This is a genomic window from Deltaproteobacteria bacterium RBG_16_64_85 (genome assembly GCA_001798885.1).
Taxonomy (GTDB): Bacteria; Desulfobacterota; Deferrimicrobia; order Deferrimicrobiales; family Deferrimicrobiaceae; genus FEB-35.
This window is the reverse complement of sequence record MGQW01000080.1, coordinates 61,042-77,151: the sequence shown is the minus strand read 5'-3', so window position 1 is coordinate 77,151 and position 16,110 is coordinate 61,042. Positions and strand designations below refer to the sequence as shown.

Sequence of the window (16,110 nt, the reverse complement as noted above, 5' to 3'; positions counted from 1 at the left end):
CCCAGGTCGCGCAGGAGCTGGACGCGCAGCTTGAGGATGAACGCCACGTTGCCCAGGCCCGGGAAGTTCCCGAAGACCTCCCAGAACTTGAGGCCGTGGTACGAGGGGTCCGGCTCGGTGAACGAGGGGAAGTTGCCGTTCCCCCAGTCGAACTTCCCCGAGTCGACGATGATGCCGCCGATGGAGGTTCCGTGCCCGCCGATGAACTTCGTCGCGGAGTGGATGATGACGTCCGCCCCGTGGTCGAAGGGCCGCATCAGGTAAGGCGTGGGCATCGTGTGGTCGACGACCAGCGGGATCCGCGCGTCGTGGGCGATGTCGGCCACCGCCCGGATGTCGAGCGTGTCGAGCTTCGGGTTTCCGACCGTCTCGGCGAAGACCGCCTTCGTTTTCTTCGTGATCGACTTCCTGAAATTATGGGGGTCGGAGGGGTCGATGAACTTCACGTCGATCCCCAGCTTGGGGAAGGTGTAGTGGAACAGGTTGTACGTCCCGCCGTAGAGCGATGCGGAAGAGAGGATCTCGTCCCCCGTGCTGGCGATGTTCAGCAGCGCCAGGGTTTCCGCGGCCTGGCCCGAGGCGACCGCCACCGCCCCCGTCCCGCCCTCGAGCTGCGCCACCCGCTGCTCGAAGACGTCGGTGGTGGGATTCATGATCCGGGTGTAGATGTTGCCGAACTCCTGCAGGCCGAAAAGCCTCGCCGCGTGCGCGGTGTCGTGAAAAACGTAGGAGGTCGTCTGGTAGATCGGCACCGCCCTCGCCGTCGTCGCTGGATCCGGCTTCTGCCCCCGTGGAGGGCGACCGTCTCCGGCCTGTACGATTGCGACATGTCAAACTCCTTTCTCTTCCGCGGATATTGCCTGCCTGCAGAGGCAATTGACGATTGATATTATGGATATTATAGGCTATTTGTTTCCCTGTCAATCTATTTCGAATCCCCCTCTACGGGCATCTGCGGGGCCGTAAATATCGATGCCCCCTCCACGGGAACCATGGAAACCGGACAGATTACGTGCTACAAGGCCGGACAGATCGTAAGCTCGCTACAATACTAAATGGATTTTTCTAAATGGATTTTTCTTGACAGGGTTTCCGGGGATCGCTACACTTGTGTATACAGTATGCAGAAGGGAGCCCCCCCTTCCTTCTGCATCGTCTCCTTCCTAATCCCTTCGCCTGAGGGTTTCGCCGTCTTTGTCCCCCCCGGACGGCGAAGCCCGTCCGGGGGGCGAAGGCTCCGCGACTTACTTGAACGCCTCGAGGATGTACCGGGCGATCTCCATCGCATCCTTGTCCGGGATGGTCTTCTGGTCATAGCTGGCCATGCCGGGGCCGGGGTTCCTCATCAGCTTTACGATATCCTCCGCCTTCAGGATGTGGTTGGCCTTGAGGTCCTTGCCGCGCAGGGTTTTCTTGGCATTGATGATGTTCCCCCCCTCCCGATGGCACGTCGAACAATGCTTATTAAACAGCTCTTCTCCCGCCTTCCCCTTCTTCGCCTCGGCCGCAAAACCGGAAAGCGCCAGGCAGGTTGCAACGATCATGAGTCCGACCGCCGTCAGCAACGTCTTCATCCCTCGTACCTCCCGATTGGAATTCCCCCGAACCGTGGTTCGCCGCCGGGGTGCAGGTGATTCTTCCCGTATCTTCTCCGCCGATGGCGGAATTGGGCCGTGCAACCCGGGACGAAAAAGGATCAGGCGCGCTCGAACAGGCCCGCGGCGCCCATCCCTCCGCCGATGCACATCGTGACCACGCCCAGGGACGCGTTGCGGCGCTTCATCTCGTGCAGCAGCGTGGCGGTGAGCTTCGCCCCCGTGCACCCCAGCGGATGCCCGAGCGCGATCGCGCCGCCGTTGACGTTGACCTTGTCCGAGTCCAGGGAGAGCTCCCGGATCACCGGCAGCGACTGTGCGGCAAAAGCCTCGTTCAGCTCGAAGAGGTCGATCTTCGTCAGCTTGACCCGCAGCTTCTTCAACAGCTTGGGGACCGCCTTCACCGGGCCGATCCCCATGATTTCGGGCGGCACGCCGGCCGCGGCGAACCCCAGGAACCGCGCCAGGGGCTCCGCGCCCAGCGCTTTCATCGCCTTCTCCGAGACCACGACGGCGGCGGCGGCCCCGTCGCTCATCTGGGAGGAATTGCCGGCGGTAACCGTCCCCTTGGGGTCGAAGGCGGGTTTCAGCTTCGCCAGCGCCTCGAGCGTGGTGTCGGCGCGGGGGCCTTCGTCGACTTCGAAGACGATCTCGCCGGGGACCGGCTTCCCGCCGTTCCCCGCGGCGAAGACGACCGTCTTCACGGGGACGATCTCCTCCTTGAACTTCCCCTCCCGGATCGCCGCGAGAGCCTTCATGTGGCTCCGGTAGGCGAACTCGTCCTGGTCCTCGCGCGTCACCTTGTACAAGCGGACCACCTGCTCGGCGGTGAGACCCATCGGCATGAACACCTCGGGGCGCGTCTCGATGATCTCGGGGTTGAAGGACGGCTTGTTCCCCCCCATCGGGACCATCGTCATCGACTCGGTCCCGCCGGCCACGATGACGTCGGCGAACCCCGCCAGGATCCTCTCCGCGGCCAGGGCGATCGCCTGCAGCCCGGAGGAACAGAACCGGTTGATGGTCATCGCCGGAACGGAGTCCGGCAGACCCGCCTTCAGGGCGCAGATCCGGGCCACGTTCATCCCCTGCTCCCCCTCGGGCATGGCGCACCCGAAGATCACGTCGTCCACCTGCGCCGGGTCCAGGTTCTTTATCCTTTCGACGGCCCCCCGGATCGCAACGGCCCCGAGGTCGTCGGGCCGCGTGTCCTTGAGGCTTCCCTTGTACGCCCTCCCGATCGGCGTGCGGACCGCGGAGATAATATAGACTTTCGCCATCGGCATTTTCCTCCCTCTAGTTGCGCAGCGGCTTTCCCTTCATCAACATGTATTGGATGCGCGCCTGGGTCTTTTCCTCTCCGCAGAGAGACAGGAACGCTTCCCGCTCCAGGTCCAGGAGATCCTGCTCCGACAGCTTCGTTCCGGCCGGGACGTTCCCGCCGGTCAGCACGAAGGCGATCTTGCGCCCGACCCGTTCGTCGTATTCGCTGATGTGCCCGGCGATCCTCATCGCGTAAAGCCCGTAGGCGAAAGAGGATAACTCCGAGCGCCCCGGCAACGGAATGTCGGTGCGGGGACGGGGTGTCTCGTACCCCTCCCGGATCATCGCAAGGACGGTGCTCTTCGCGTCCTGGATGAGGAAATCGCGCTGGATCGTGATCTTGTCCCAGGGCCGCAGGAACCCGAATTCCCTCGCCTCCTTCGCCGACGTGGCCACCTTCGCCATTCCGATCGTCTCGAACGCCTTCCGGAGGAACGGGAGCGGGTCGGCCGCAACGCCGTCGGGGATCCCCTCGAGGTGTCGGATCACCATTTCCTTCGTGCCGCCGCCCGCCGGGAGGAGTCCCACGCCCACCTCCACGAGCCCCATGTACGTCTCCGCCGCGGCGCGGATCCGGTCGGCGCCCATGCAGATTTCGGCCCCACCCCCTAACGCCATCCCCGCGGGGGCCGCCACGACGGGCCTTTCCGAATAGCGCAGCCGCATGCAGGCGTTCTGCAACTCGCGGACCATCTTCTCGATGCCGTCGAAGTCCTTGTTCTGCGCCGCCATGAAGACGAGCATGAGGTTCGCCCCCACGCAGAAGTTCTCCGCATGATTGGCGATCACCAGCCCGGCGAACTCCTTCTCCGCCAGGTCCACCCCCTCGTTCATCATCGAGATGATGTCGCCGTCGATCGTGTTCATCTTGGTATGGAACTCCAGGCACAGAACGCCGTCTCCGATGTCGTAGAGCGCTGCGCCCGGATTGCGCCGGACCATCTTGTTCCGGTCGGCGAGCGCAGGCAGGAAGATGACGTCGGGCGAAACGGGGACCGGCCGGTAGGTCCCGGAAGCGAAGTCGTAGAACTCCCGGACCCCCTCGCGGCTCCGGTAGAAGGAAGCGTTCCCGGCCGCCAGCATTTTCCCGACGTTTTCGGGGATCGCCTTCCCTTCCTTCCGCATCCGCCCGACGGATTCCGGAAGACCGATCGCATCCCACGTCTCGAAGGGGCCCAGCGTCCAGTTGAACCCCCACTTGATCGCGTTGTCGATGTTGGCGATATCGTCGGAGATCTCGGGGATCCTTTTTGCCGTATAGAGCAGCGTCTCGGAGAGCACCCTCCACGCGTAGGCTGCAGCTTTGTCGTCGCCCGCGATCACCTTCCGGATCCTCCCGGCGACGTCCTCCTCCCCCTTGGCGGCGTCGAGCGACGGGAAGACGACCTTGGAGGTGGGCCGGTAGTCCATCGTCCGGTAGTCCAAGACGAACATCTTTTTTGCGTCGCCCTTCCCCTCCATCTTGAAGAAACCGCTCTTGGCCTTGCGCCCGATCCAGCCGCGCCGGACCATCTCCTTCACGAACGGAGGAGGCAGGAAGACCTCCCGCGCCGGGTCGTCGGGGAGGTTCTTGTAGACGTTGTCGGAGACGTGCAGCAGCGTGTCGAGCCCCACGAGGTCGGCCGTGCCGTAGGCGGCGGACTTGGGCCGGCCCATTGCGGGCCCGAGGATCTTGTCGACCTCCTCGATGGAGAGGCTGTCCGCGACCATCGCGTGCATCGCGTACATCATCGCGAAGACGCCGATCCGGTTCCCGATGAAGTTGGGCGTGTCCTTCCCGTAGACGATCCCCTTCCCCAGCCTCCGTTCGCCGAACTCCGCCATCCCGCGCAGGATTTCCGGGGCGGTATCCTCACCGGCGACCAGCTCCAGGAGTCTCATGTAACGAACGGGGTTGAAGAAGTGGGTCACGAGGAAGTGGCGCCGGAACTCCTTGCCGCGCCCCTCCATCATCTGGGAGATCGCGATGCCGGAGGTGTTGGAGGTGACGACCGTCCCCGGCTGCCAGAGCTTCTCGATCTTGTCGTAGAGGGCCCGCTTGATCTCCAGGTTCTCCGTGACCACCTCGACGATCCAGTCGCATTCAGCGGCTTTCGCGAGGTCGTCCTCGAAATTTCCGATGGAGATGAGGCCCAGGTCCTTGGAGGAGTACAGCAATGCGGGGCGGCTCTTCTTGATCCCCTCTAGCCCCTTCGCGGCGAACCGGTTGCGGAAAGCGGGGCTCTTCCCGGTCAGCCCCTTCTTTTTATCTTCCTCGGTGAATTGGGGAGGGACGATGTCGAGCATGAGGCACGGGATTCCTGCGTTGGCGAGGTGCGCCGCGATCCCGGATCCCATCACGCCCGCCCCGAGCACGGCCACCCGGCGGATTTTCGGAAACATGGATTCCCACCTCCTGGGAAGATGCGGTCAGCGCGCAATTACTGAATGGTGATTCAGTACCCGATACACATACCGCAGGAGGCCCCCGCTGTCAAGAGGCGGTGGGCCGCGATCGGCTGCGTTCCCTCGCACGTTGTTCGCCCTGAACGGAAGTCGCTTCGCCTCAGGGGGGACCTCGCTGGCGATCCGCCATGGCTAACCGGCGGAGCCGCCGCAGGAGGGGGGCGCAGTGAGGTAAAGCGCAGCCGTGCGGGTCCATCGCACGGCGAGCCACGAACGGAGTCCCCCTCCGAGGCGGCGCAGCCGGGAGCGCCCGCCTTGCGATGCCATTGTGGTCCGTCCAACGCCGGGGGAGAATAGGGGCATGCGCGGGATCTATGTTCACATCCCCTTCTGCGTGAAGAAGTGCTCCTACTGCGATTTCTATTCGGTGGTGGGGGACCGGCGAGCCATCGGGGACTTCTGCGCGCTTCTGGTCCGTGAGATGGACCTGTTCCGGGAGAAGTTCCCGGGCGAGGCGGCAGCGAATGCGGATACCGTCTTCTTCGGCGGAGGGACCCCGACCGTGCTCGGGGCGGAAGCTTTGTGCGGGCTCCTCTCCGCGCTGCGCGAGCGGTTTTCCATCGCGAAGGATGCGGAGGTGACGACCGAGGCCAACCCGGGCACCGTAACCGCGGAAGATTTCCATGCGCTGAGATCGGGGGGGTTCAACCGCGTCAGCATCGGCGTGCAGTCGTTCACCCCCCGGACCCTCCGGACGCTCGGGCGGATCCACGGCGTCGAGGAGGTGCGGGCGGCGCACCGGGACGCGCGACGGGCAGGATTCTCCTCGATCGGTATGGATCTCATCTTCGGGATCCCGGGGCAGGAGGTCGCCGACTGGGCGGACGACCTGGACCGGACCGTCACCTTCCTGCCCGCACACATCTCCGCCTACGCGCTTGCCCCGGAGCCCGGAACCCCGATCTGCGAGGCGATCGGGCGCGGGGAGCTGCGGATGCCGCCGGATGACCTGGTGGCGCAGATGTACGAGGAGACGCGGTCCGCCCTTTCCCGCTCCGGATACCGCCAATACGAGATCTCGAACTTCGCCCGTGCAGGCTCCGAATGCCGGCACAACATGAAATATTGGCGGCGGGAAGGGACCACCGGCCTCGGGCCATCCGCCCACGGCCTGCTCTTCCCTTCCGAAAATGCCCCGCTGGGCGTTCGAACGGCCAACCCGCCATCGCTTGCCGATTACCGGCGCCGGATCGAGGAGGGCCACCTGCCCTGGGAAAACGTGCACCTCTGCAATCCGGAGGATGCGTGGAGGGAGTCCCTTATCGCCGGACTGCGCATGCTGGAGGGAATCGACCTGAAGGGAATCGAAAAACAGGTCGGCCCGCCGCCGGAAAGCCTGCGGAGGGCCGTGGAATCGCTCTTGCGCGCCGGAAGGCTTCAGGAAGAGGGCTCCCGTATCCGCCTGCCGGCCAGCCTGTTATTCGTTTCGAACGAGGTGCTCCAGGCGCTCGTTTAAGTTCAGTCCCGCCCGTGCCCCCTGTTCTCCTTCCGCATCTCCTTGCGTTCCCGCTTCTCTTCTTTCCCTTCCCTCCACTCGCCCACGCGCGTCCGGCGCTCGTACTCCCGGTGTTCCCAGTGCTTCTTCAGCTGGCCGTACGGAACGCGATGCTCCCGGACGTAGACCGTCCGATATTCCCTCGGCAGCCGGACGATCTCCACCGGCACGTAGCGGGGACCGATGACCACCCACGGCCCGTTGTAGGAACTCGCGCGGAACCAACGGCCCGCGTGCCTCGTCCACCAGCGGCCCCGGTAGAAAAAGAGATCCGCCCTGGCCGCGGGAGCGAAATAGACCATCGTTCGAGGTACGACGATCAGCTCGGGCGACTCCTGGACCAGCACCGGCGGAGGGCCGACGTTGATGTTGACGTTCACCTCGGAAAACGCCGGGACCGGGGCGCAGGCGAGGAAAACCGCCGCGCAGGCTCCCGATACGAACCGTGCCATCTCACGACGTCCCTTCATCCGAACCTCCCTCGCGGCAGGAAGCCGCACCCGTTGCCATTGTAATCGACGGTAAAGAATCCCTCAAGACCGGGTACCCTCTATGGAGGCGGGCTATTCTTCCTCGAAGATGGACCCGCTGGGATTGTACGGGCGGTCCCGCTCGAAGGGATTGGGGATGTCGGACCACTCCTCCATCGGCGCGCTGGCATAGAACTCGAGGATGTAGCCGTCCGGGTCGGTGATGTAAAAACTGCGGGAAACCACATGGTCCACGGCGCCCAGGATCTGCGCCTTCCCCTTGAGCGACGCGTAGAATCCCCGAAGGGCGCCTTCGCTCGCCATCGCGAACGCCAGGTGGACCACCCCGAGATTGCCCGCGCCGGGCATCTGCGCGCGCGGGCCGGCCTCGTAGAGCGCAAGGTCGTGGTGCTGCTTCCCCAGGGAGAGGAAGCACATCCCCGTCCGCCGCCCGGCGACCCGGAAGCCGATTACTTCGGTGTAGAAGCGTTCCGACCGCGCGAGGTCGCGGACTTTGAGCACGGCATGTCCCCACCCGGTCGGACGGAGGATCTCGGGCAAATTCGTTCCCGACACTGCGCCTCCTGATTCAGAATGCGTTTTAGATTCCCGGATCCGCCCGGCGGATGCAAAGAACCTTGGAAACTTCACCGCCGGTTTTTGGTCTATAATTGTACCCCATGCGTATTACACTCCTGAAATCCGATGAGGGAAAGGCGCGTCGGCGATTCTCCCCCGGGATCCGCCTCAAGCTGATCGCGTTCCTGCTTCCGCTCGTTTTCCTTCTCGTCGTGTCGGTCGCCGTCGTCGTCACGGGAATCACGGATTTGGCGCTGCGCAAGGACCTGCTGCAGCGGGGTGCCGCCATCTCGCGCGTCGTTGCGCTCTCCGCGGGGTATTCCCTCCTCTCCGGCGACCCGCTGGCGATGGACAGCCTGGCTTCCGAGACGAAGAACAGCTCCTCCGACATCGAGTACGTGGCGATCCGGGACGCAAAAAACGTCGTCGTCGCGCACAGCCGGATGGAGGAACGAGGAAAGGAATATAAAATCCCCGACCGCGCGACGCCCCTGGAGACCTTTCCCGAGACCTATGCCGAGGAGGTATCCCGAGAGGGCCGCGACCTGATCGAGTTCACCACCCCCATCCTGTTCTCCGGAAAGCGCGTCGGGACGGTGTCGCTCGCCCTCTCCAGGGAGAGCCTGCTCTCCCCCCAGCGGAAAATCCGGCAGTCGATCGTCTTCGCCGCCTCCGTGATCCTTGTGATCGCACTCGCCGGCACCCTGATGCTGGCCTCCCTCATCACCACCCCCATCAAGAATCTTTCCTCGGGCGTCAACGAGCTGGCGGGGGGGGAGACGTTCCACCCGATCCCGGCGCGGGGGGGGGACGAGCTCGGCGAGCTGACCCGCAACTTCAACCGGATGGCGGAGACGATCCTCGCCCAGCAGAACCGGCTCAGCCGCTACGCGAAGGAGCTGGAAGAGGCTTACGTGGGCATGGTGCGGGTGATCGCCGCATCCATCGACGCCCGGGATCCGTATACCTACGGACATTCCAGAAGCGTGGCCCGCCTTTCCTGCGAGCTGGGCAGGCGGCTCGGCTTCTCCACGGAAGAAATCGAACACCTCGAAACGGCGTGCCTGCTGCATGACGTGGGGAAGATCCGCACGCCCGACGAAATCCTCCTCAAGGAGCACCCTCTCACGCACCCCGAGTTCGAGGAGATGCGTTCCCACGCCGTCGACGGGGCGGAAATCCTCAAGATGGCCCCCTCCCTCCATCGGTACGTGGAGATCGTCCGGGCGCACCATGAATGGTTCGACGGGAGCGGATACCCCGACGGTAAGCGGGACACGGAGATCCACACCCACGCGCAGATCATCGCGCTGGCCGACGCCTACGACGCCATGACCACCACGCGGCCCTACAGTGCGGCGCTTTCCCCCCGTGCTGCCGTGGAAGAGATCCTCCAGTTCCGGGGGACGCAGTTCTCCCCCACGCTGACCGACGTGTTCATCCGGATGGTCCAGGAGCTGCCGCATCTGGAGAACGAGGATTGGAAAGGGATGGCGCTTTGACGCGGCAGGGACGAGCCCTTCTTGCCGCGCTGACGATCCTGGCGATGGCGGGGTGCGGGGGGCTCAGACGCGAGGCACCCACGGCCCCTCCCCCCCCCGCATCGCGCCCGACGGTGCCTCCCGCAGTGCCCCCTGCAGTGCTCCCTGCGGCACCCCCTGCGGTGTCTCCTGCGGACCGGGCATATTCCACCGGTGTTGCCGCAATGGCCGAGGCGGACTACGAAAGGGCGCTGGAGATGTTCTCGGCGGCGTGGAAGGAAAACCCCGGCCACACGGGCGTGGCAAGGATTTCCCCGAGGCGCTCATCGGGCTGAAGAGCAGCGGGGACGAGGCGTTCCGACAGGGACGGCTGGAGGAGGCAGGCAGGCGCTGGTCGTCCGCACTTCGCTTCCTCTCCCACCCTGCGGACAAGGGGAAGCCGATCCCCTTCACGAAGGCGGATCTTAAGGCGGGCATCGACCAGATCTCCGAGAGCCTCATGGAGAGGGGGCTGGTCGAATACCGCAAGGGGAACCTCGGATCGGCCATCGCCTCGTGGCGCGCGATTCTTTCCTACGATCCCTCGCACGCGGAGGCCGCCCGGTCGGTCCAGACGGCCACCACCCAGCTGGAGAACCTGAAAAAAATCGGCGCGCCGAAGTAACCCCCCCTGCAGGTTCGAAGTGATGTGCGGACAGCGTTTCTCCATTGCCCGTCATCGCGAATTCCTTGAACTCTTTCAGCATGTCGCCTGCTTCGGATGCGCCCTTCCACGGGAGCGTCGGGCATTGGATGCTTATCCGGGAAGACGGGGCCCGTGGCGGTGCTTCCGGCTCTCGCTCAGGTAAAAGAGAATCGGCACCGTCATCCGGGAGAGGAAGAGCGAGGCCACTTCCCCCGCCATGAGCGAGATCGCCAGCCCCTGGAAGATCGGATCGAAGAGGATGACCGACGCGCCGACGATCACCGCCGCAGCCGTCAGCAGCATCGGCCGGAAACGCACCGCCCCCGCATCGATGACGGCCTGATCCAGCGGCATCCCCTGTGAAAGGCGAAGCTCCACGAAGTCGACGAGGATGATCGAGTTGCGCACGACGATCCCGGCGCCCGCGATGAAGCCGATCATCGAGGTCGCCGTGAAGAAGGCCCCCATGAAGCCATGGGCGGGCAGGATCCCCACCAGGGAGAAGGGGATGGCGGCCATGATGGCGACGGGGGTCCGGAAGGACTGGAACCACCCCACCACCAGGATGTAGATCAGCACGAGCACCGCCGCGAAGGCAAGCCCCAGGTCCCGGAAGACCTCGTAGGTGATGTGCCACTCCCCGTCCCACTTCATCGCGATCTTTTCCTCGGTGAACGGCTGCCGGGCCACGTAGCGCTCGAGCTGGTAGCCGCCGGGCAGCGTCAGATGGTCCAGCTCCTTGTTGATCGAAAGGATCGCGTAGACCGGGCTCTCCACCTTCCCCGCCACGTCGGCGGTCACGTACACCACGGGCATCAGGTTCTTGTGGTAGATGCTCTTCTCGGCCGTCTCCTCCTCGACCCGCACGAGCTCGCCCAAAGGCACCAGCTTCCCCTGCCGGCCCATCACCCGGATCCGCATCAAATCTTCAACCTTCGAGCGCTCGGCCGTTGGGAGCCTGAGCACGATCGGCACGTCTTCCTTCGCCAGGGGCGGATGGAGGAGCCCCGCCGTCTCGCCCTCAACCGCCAGGCGCAAGGTAGCCGCCACCTGTTCGGCGGAGACACCGTTCAGGGCGGCTTTCCCGTGGTCCACGTCGAACCGATATCGGGAACGGTCGTCCTCCACGTACCAGTCGACATCCACGACGCCGTCGGTCTTTTCGAGAATGGCCTTGACCTGACGCGCCACGTCGATCTGGCCTTTGTAGTCGGGGCCGTAGATCTCGGCCACCAGGGTCTGCAGGACCGGCGGGCCGGGGGGAACCTCGGCGACCTTGACCCGGGCACGGTACCGGACCGCCACGGCCTGGACCTTCGGCCGTACGCGCTTGGCGATGTCGTGGCTCTGGGAGTTGCGCTCTCCCTTCGGGACCAGGTTCACCTGGATGTCGGCCACGTTGGGCCCGCGCCGCAGGAAATAGTGCCGCACCAGCCCGTTGAAATTGTACGGAGAGGAGGTGCCCACGTACATCTGGTAGTTCACGACCTCCGGCACGGAGGCCAGGGCAATCCCGATTTCCCGGGTGGCGGCGGCGGTCTGCTCCAGGGTCGAGTCGTCCGGCATGTCGATCACCACCTGGAACTCGCTCTTGTTGTCGAAGGGGAGCATCTTCACCTTGACGAACCCGACGGCGACGAGAGACATCGAGCCCAGCAGGAGCAGGACGACCAGGAGCAGGAAGCCGTACCGCCAGACGGGTTTGTGGAGGAGCCGGCCCATGGCCTGCCGGTAAAGGTGCGTGGTCCAGCCCTCTCCGCCGTGTTCGGCGCCAGGGGGCTCCCGCCGCAGGAGCCGCACGCCCGCCCAGGGAGTGACGACGAAGGCCACGAGGAGGGAGAAGAGCATGGCGGCCGTCGCCCCCACCGGGATGGGGCGCATGTAGGGGCCCATGAGCCCCCGTACGAATGCCATGGGCAGAATGGCGGCGATCACCGCAAAGGTGGCCAGGATCGTTGGGTTTCCCACTTCGTCCACCGCCTCCACGGCGATGTCCGCCACCGACCGGCCGCGGTTCTCGGGAAGGCGGTAGTGGCGGACGATGTTCTCCACGACGACGATCGCGTCGTCCACGAGGATGCCGATGGAAAAGATGAGAGCGAAGAGGGTCACCCGGTTGAGCGTATAGCCGGCAAGGTAGAAGACAGCGAGGGTAAGCGCCAGGGTGACGGGGATGGCCGTGGCCACGATCCCCGATTCCCGGATGCCCAGGGTGATCCAGATGAGGATCGACACCGAGAGGATGGCGATCATCATGTGGAGGAGGAGCTCGTTCGACTTCTCCGCAGCCGTCTCCCCGTAGTTCCGGGTGACGGTCAGCCGAACGTCGCCCGGGATCATTCTCCCCTTGACCGCATCGACCTTTTCGATCACCCGGTCGGCAACCGCGATTGCATTGGTCCCTTTCCGCTTGGCCACCGAGAGGGTGATGGCCGGGGCGACGGTCGCGCCCTTCCCGCGGGCCGCAGGCCCCATGCCCGTGAAAACGTAGTCGACGGGCTCCTCCGGACCGTCCTGGATCCGCGCCACGTCCCGGAGATATACGGGCCGGGAGCCCGAGACCCCCACCACCACGCCGCCAACTTCCTCCGCGGTGCGCAGGAAGCCGCCGGTCTCCACCAGGAACTCCCGGTTCCCGGAGGGGAAGCTCCCCGCCTGGAGCTGGCGGTTGGCCTGCTCGAGCACCGGGACGAGAGCGGCCGGGGCGACGCCCGTGGCCGCCATCCGCGCCGGATCCAGGATCACCCGGACCTGGCGGCGCTGGCCGCCGATGATCCTCACCTCGGAAACGTCGGGGATCGACTTGACCTGGTCGTGGAGCCCTTCCGCGACGCGTCGCAGGGCGAAGGGGTCGTACCGGTCGCTATCGAGCGTGAGGGCGAGGATGGGAACGTCGTCGATGGAGCGCGGCTTGACCAGCGGGGGGCTCGCGCCCGGGGGGATGAGGTCGAAGTTGGCGAACATCTTCTGGTTCAGCCGGACGATGCTCTTTTCCTCGTCCTCGCCCACCTGGAACCGGACGATCGCCATGGACCGGCCCGGCGACGACGTGGAATAGATGTACTCGACTCCCGGGATCTCCCAGAGGAGCTTCTCCATCGGCTTGGTGACCCGCTCCTCCACCTCCTTTGCCGACGATCCGGGCATCTGCACGAACACGTCGATCATCGGGACGACGATCTGCGGCTCCTCCTCCCGGGGAAGGAGAAGCACCGCGCCCACGCCGAGGAGCATCGACGCCAAGACGATCAGGGGCGTCAGCCGGGAGTCGATGAAGGCGGACGCGATTCTGCCGGCCAGCCCGCGGCCCTTTTCCCTCACCTGCGAACCTCCACCCTCGCTCCGTCGACCAGCTTTTCCATCGGGAAGACGGCCACGCGGGAGCCGGGATCGATCCCGGAAAGGATTTCGATCCGGTCGCCTGTCTGCCGCCCTGTCTTGACCATCACCAGGCGCGCGACGTTGTCCGGGGTCACGACGAACACCCCGTCAAATCCCCCCGCGCGGGAGATCGCCTTCGGCGGCACCGCCAGGACGGTTTCCTTTCCCGCCGAAAAGCGGAGGCGCCCGAACATCCCCGTGCGCAAACCGGGGCCCGACACGTCGGCCTTCGCGATGAATGTCCGGCTCGCCGGGTCCACCGCCGGAACGATCTCCGACAGAACCGCCGGGAGCGGCTTGTCCGGGGCCGTATCCAGGACGACCTGGACCTTCGACCCCGCGGAGATCCGGGAAAGGTGCGTCTCCGGGACGGCGGCTTCGAGCCGGTAGCGGCGCGGGTCCTCGAGGGTCAGCAGCGGAATCCCGGGGACGGCCATCGATCCGGCGTCGGCCTTTTTCTCGGTCACCACGCCGGCGAACGGCGCCGTCACCTTCGTGTAGGAGAGCATCGCGTTCGCCGCGTCGGCCTGTCCCCTCGCCTGCGCGATCCTTCCAGTCGCCTGCGCGAGCTTTTCCAGGGCCCGTTCGTGGTCTTTCACGGCCACCGTTCTCTTCACCTCGATCTCTTCGAATTCCTGCTGCGTGACCACCCTTTCCTCGTGCAGCTTCCGGAACCGGGAGTACGTCTTCTCGGCGAGCGTCTTGCCCGCCTCGGCCTGCGCGATGGCTCGCTCGGCCTCCTCGCGCGCGGCGAGGGCCTCCGCCACCATCCCTTCGGCCGCCGCCGCCTGCGCCCGGATCGCGGCGTCGTCGATCGTGGCGAGGAGCGCACCCTTTTCCACCCTGCTCCCTTCCGAGACGGGGAAGGAGGTCACCCTCCCCATCACCTGGGGGGCCACGGCGGCGATGGTCCGCGCCCGGACCGTCCCGACGGCCTCGACGATCGTTTCCTGCGGGGAGAGGGAGACCGTCACCACCTCCACTCCCGTCACCAGCGGCCGCTGGACCTCCGCCGTCTCCGGCTTGGTTTTTTCCCGGCACCCGGCGAGCAGGCCTGCGCCTCCGGCCACCAGAAGGAGTCCTGCCGCGAGGCCCGCCACGCTGCGCATTCTTGTCTTCGTCCTCCCGATTCCCTTTCTCATTTCTCCTCCGATCCGCCGGGCAGGGCCCAGGTCAAGAGCGTACCCGAGGCGAACAGGAGTTCGGCGCGGGACTGCCGCAAGTCGTTCTCCGCCTTCACGAGATCCGCGCGGGCGGCGTTGAGGGCCGACTGGGCGTCCAGCAGGTCGACCATCCGGCCCAGCTGGTTCTCGTACCGCGCCTTGATGAGCCGCGTCCCTTCCTCCGCGGCGGCGGCGGCGGACCGAGCGATCTCCACGCGCTTCCCGGCCTCCTCGATGCCCAGATAGGCCCGGGTCACCTGGAACGCCGCAACGTCCCGCGCTCCCCGGTAATATGCCTTCGCCTTCCCGCTTTCCGCGTAAGATCTGGCCACCGCGGCTTCCCGGCGGAACCCGTCGAAAAGGTTCCACTTCAGCCCCATGCCGACCTTCCAGGCATGGTTATCGGGAGAAAAGACTCCTTCCTGACCGTCCATCTGCCAGGCGCCCATCACGCCCACCGTCGGGAGATAGTCGGACCGCTGCAAAGCCACATTCGCGGCGGCGTTCTCGACCCGAAGCGAAAATGCGCGGAGGTCGGCGCGGCCTGCGAGGGCGACAGCGATCCGGTCTTCCAGCGAGCCTTCGTCCGGAAGGGGAGGGAGGGCGGCGGCGGCGTCCACTTCGCTCCCGCTTTTCTCCCCCATCGCCAACGCCAGCCCCCGCTGCGCCAGGGCAAGCCGGTTCTCCGCCGTCACCCGGCTGCTCTCCGCCGAAGCGAGAAACACCTTCGCCCGCAGGACGTCGGAGGCAAGCCCCATCCCCGACCTCTCCACCGCTTCCGCAATCCGGTGATGCTCCTTCGCGTCCTCCTGCCCCTGGGCCGCGACCTGCATGAATTCCTTCGCCGTCAGCACGCCGAGATACGAGGAGAGGACCTGGTAGGCCACTTCTTCCTTCTTCCGCCGCAGTTCCAGCCCCTTCGCTCCGGCTTCGCGGCCGGCCATCCGGTGCCCCAGGTAGACTTTCGGGGCGAAGAGGGCCTGCTCCACGGTGAACGTGGTCATGTACTCGTTAATCGGAGAGGGCTTGTTGAAATTGTCGACGGAGGCGAAATCGGAAAGGAGCATCCTCTCCTGGTTGATCTTGAACGCGAACGCCTCGGAGGGAATGTTGGTGCGGACAAACCTCTCCTCAAAGGTGAGGCTCGGCAAGTAGTAGCCGCGTGCCGCCTCGGTGTCCTTCTTCGCCGCCGCCCATTCCTCCCCTGCCGCCGACAGGAACGGGTTGTTCGTCATCGCGCGGGAAACCGCCTCCGGGAAATCGACCCTTGCGCCGCCCCCAAGGACGGTGGCTGGCAGAAACAGCAGGAGGGCAAGGAATCCGACTGACGCCCTGCGGAAAACGGTTGCGCCCGAGGCGCGAAGAGGTCCGGTCATCGTCTTCTCCCCTCTGTTGCCGGGAGCATATCTCCCTGCTGCAACACTTCACGACGTTTTTTCCACCGTAAGGGCAAGGAGGATGCCACAAACCAATCCGGAAGCCGGACTAATTGA

Annotated in this window: 11 protein-coding genes and 1 pseudogene; 3 read left to right on the top strand and 9 right to left on the bottom strand. The window is 65.3% G+C overall.

Annotated features, from left to right (window positions below; all coding sequences use genetic code 11):
• From A2Z13_07000 to A2Z13_06985, 4 genes and pseudogenes are all read right to left on the bottom strand, one after another.
• Positions 1–829, bottom strand: a pseudogene (locus A2Z13_07000) (O-acetylhomoserine aminocarboxypropyltransferase).
• A gap of 415 nt (positions 830–1,244) precedes the next feature.
• Positions 1,245–1,574: a hypothetical protein gene (locus A2Z13_06995; GenBank protein ID OGP76753.1), complete on the bottom strand. Its 330-nt coding sequence runs from the start codon at positions 1,572–1,574 to the stop codon at positions 1,245–1,247.
• 122 nt (positions 1,575–1,696) lie between these two features.
• Entirely contained in the window at positions 1,697–2,875 is a 1,179-nt protein-coding gene (locus A2Z13_06990) for an acetyl-CoA acetyltransferase (GenBank protein ID OGP76752.1), read from the bottom strand.
• A 16-nt stretch (positions 2,876–2,891) separates the two neighbouring features.
• Positions 2,892–5,300: a 3-hydroxyacyl-CoA dehydrogenase gene (locus tag A2Z13_06985; protein ID OGP76751.1), complete on the bottom strand. Its 2,409-nt coding sequence runs from the start codon at positions 5,298–5,300 to the stop codon at positions 2,892–2,894.
• Positions 5,301–5,664: 364 nt separating this feature from the next.
• Here A2Z13_06985 and A2Z13_06980 point away from each other — a divergent pair, with 364 nt between their 5' ends.
• Complete coding sequence (locus A2Z13_06980) at positions 5,665–6,819, top strand: hypothetical protein (GenBank protein ID OGP76750.1); 1,155 nt, start codon at positions 5,665–5,667, stop codon at positions 6,817–6,819.
• A 2-nt stretch (positions 6,820–6,821) separates the two neighbouring features.
• Here the strand turns inward: A2Z13_06980 and A2Z13_06975 are convergent, their stop codons facing one another.
• Complete coding sequence (locus A2Z13_06975) at positions 6,822–7,310, bottom strand: hypothetical protein (protein ID OGP76749.1); 489 nt, start codon at positions 7,308–7,310, stop codon at positions 6,822–6,824.
• 111 nt (positions 7,311–7,421) lie between these two features.
• Positions 7,422–7,880 (bottom strand): hypothetical protein, encoded by a 459-nt coding sequence (locus A2Z13_06970; protein OGP76797.1) that lies wholly within the window; start codon positions 7,878–7,880, stop codon positions 7,422–7,424.
• Between the two features lie 128 nt (positions 7,881–8,008).
• On the opposite strand from A2Z13_06970, the gene A2Z13_06965 reads away from it, so the two are divergent.
• Positions 8,009–9,409 carry a hypothetical protein gene (locus A2Z13_06965; GenBank protein OGP76748.1) on the top strand — a complete coding sequence of 467 codons (1,401 nt, stop codon included), beginning with the start codon at positions 8,009–8,011 and terminating at the stop codon, positions 9,407–9,409.
• A 250-nt stretch (positions 9,410–9,659) separates the two neighbouring features.
• Positions 9,660–10,052 carry a hypothetical protein gene (locus A2Z13_06960; GenBank protein OGP76747.1) on the top strand — a complete coding sequence of 131 codons (393 nt, stop codon included), beginning with the start codon at positions 9,660–9,662 and terminating at the stop codon, positions 10,050–10,052.
• A 132-nt stretch (positions 10,053–10,184) separates the two neighbouring features.
• Here the strand turns inward: A2Z13_06960 and A2Z13_06955 are convergent, their stop codons facing one another.
• From A2Z13_06955 to A2Z13_06945, 3 genes are read right to left on the bottom strand one after another with little or no spacing between them, the layout of a single operon-like run.
• Positions 10,185–13,394, bottom strand: coding sequence for a multidrug transporter AcrB (locus A2Z13_06955; protein ID OGP76746.1), 3,210 nt, complete (start codon positions 13,392–13,394; stop codon positions 10,185–10,187).
• On the bottom strand, positions 13,391–14,563 hold the full coding sequence (locus A2Z13_06950; protein ID OGP76796.1) for a hypothetical protein: 1,173 nt from the start codon (positions 14,561–14,563) through the stop codon (positions 13,391–13,393). The genes A2Z13_06955 and A2Z13_06950 overlap by 4 nt, the downstream gene beginning before the upstream one ends.
• Positions 14,564–14,592: 29 nt before the next feature.
• Positions 14,593–15,993 (bottom strand): hypothetical protein, encoded by a 1,401-nt coding sequence (locus tag A2Z13_06945; protein OGP76745.1) that lies wholly within the window; start codon positions 15,991–15,993, stop codon positions 14,593–14,595.
• Between the last annotated feature and the right edge of the window lie 117 nt (positions 15,994–16,110).

Excerpts from the sequence above, each read along its gene's own strand:
- A2Z13_06950 (OGP76796.1), bottom strand. The coding sequence starts at position 14,563 with ATGCGCAGCGTGGCGGGCCTCGCGGCAGGACTCCTTCTGGTGGCCGGA.
- A2Z13_06945 (OGP76745.1), bottom strand. The coding sequence starts at position 15,993 with ATGACCGGACCTCTTCGCGCCTCGGGCGCAACCGTTTTCCGCAGGGCG.
- A2Z13_06995 (OGP76753.1), bottom strand. The coding sequence starts at position 1,574 with ATGAAGACGTTGCTGACGGCGGTCGGACTCATGATCGTTGCAACCTGC.
- A2Z13_06965 (OGP76748.1), top strand. The coding sequence starts at position 8,009 with ATGCGTATTACACTCCTGAAATCCGATGAGGGAAAGGCGCGTCGGCGA.
- A2Z13_06985 (OGP76751.1), bottom strand. The coding sequence starts at position 5,300 with ATGTTTCCGAAAATCCGCCGGGTGGCCGTGCTCGGGGCGGGCGTGATG.
- A2Z13_06990 (OGP76752.1), bottom strand. The coding sequence starts at position 2,875 with ATGGCGAAAGTCTATATTATCTCCGCGGTCCGCACGCCGATCGGGAGG.
- A2Z13_06975 (OGP76749.1), bottom strand. The coding sequence starts at position 7,310 with ATGGCACGGTTCGTATCGGGAGCCTGCGCGGCGGTTTTCCTCGCCTGC.
- A2Z13_06980 (OGP76750.1), top strand. The coding sequence starts at position 5,665 with ATGCGCGGGATCTATGTTCACATCCCCTTCTGCGTGAAGAAGTGCTCC.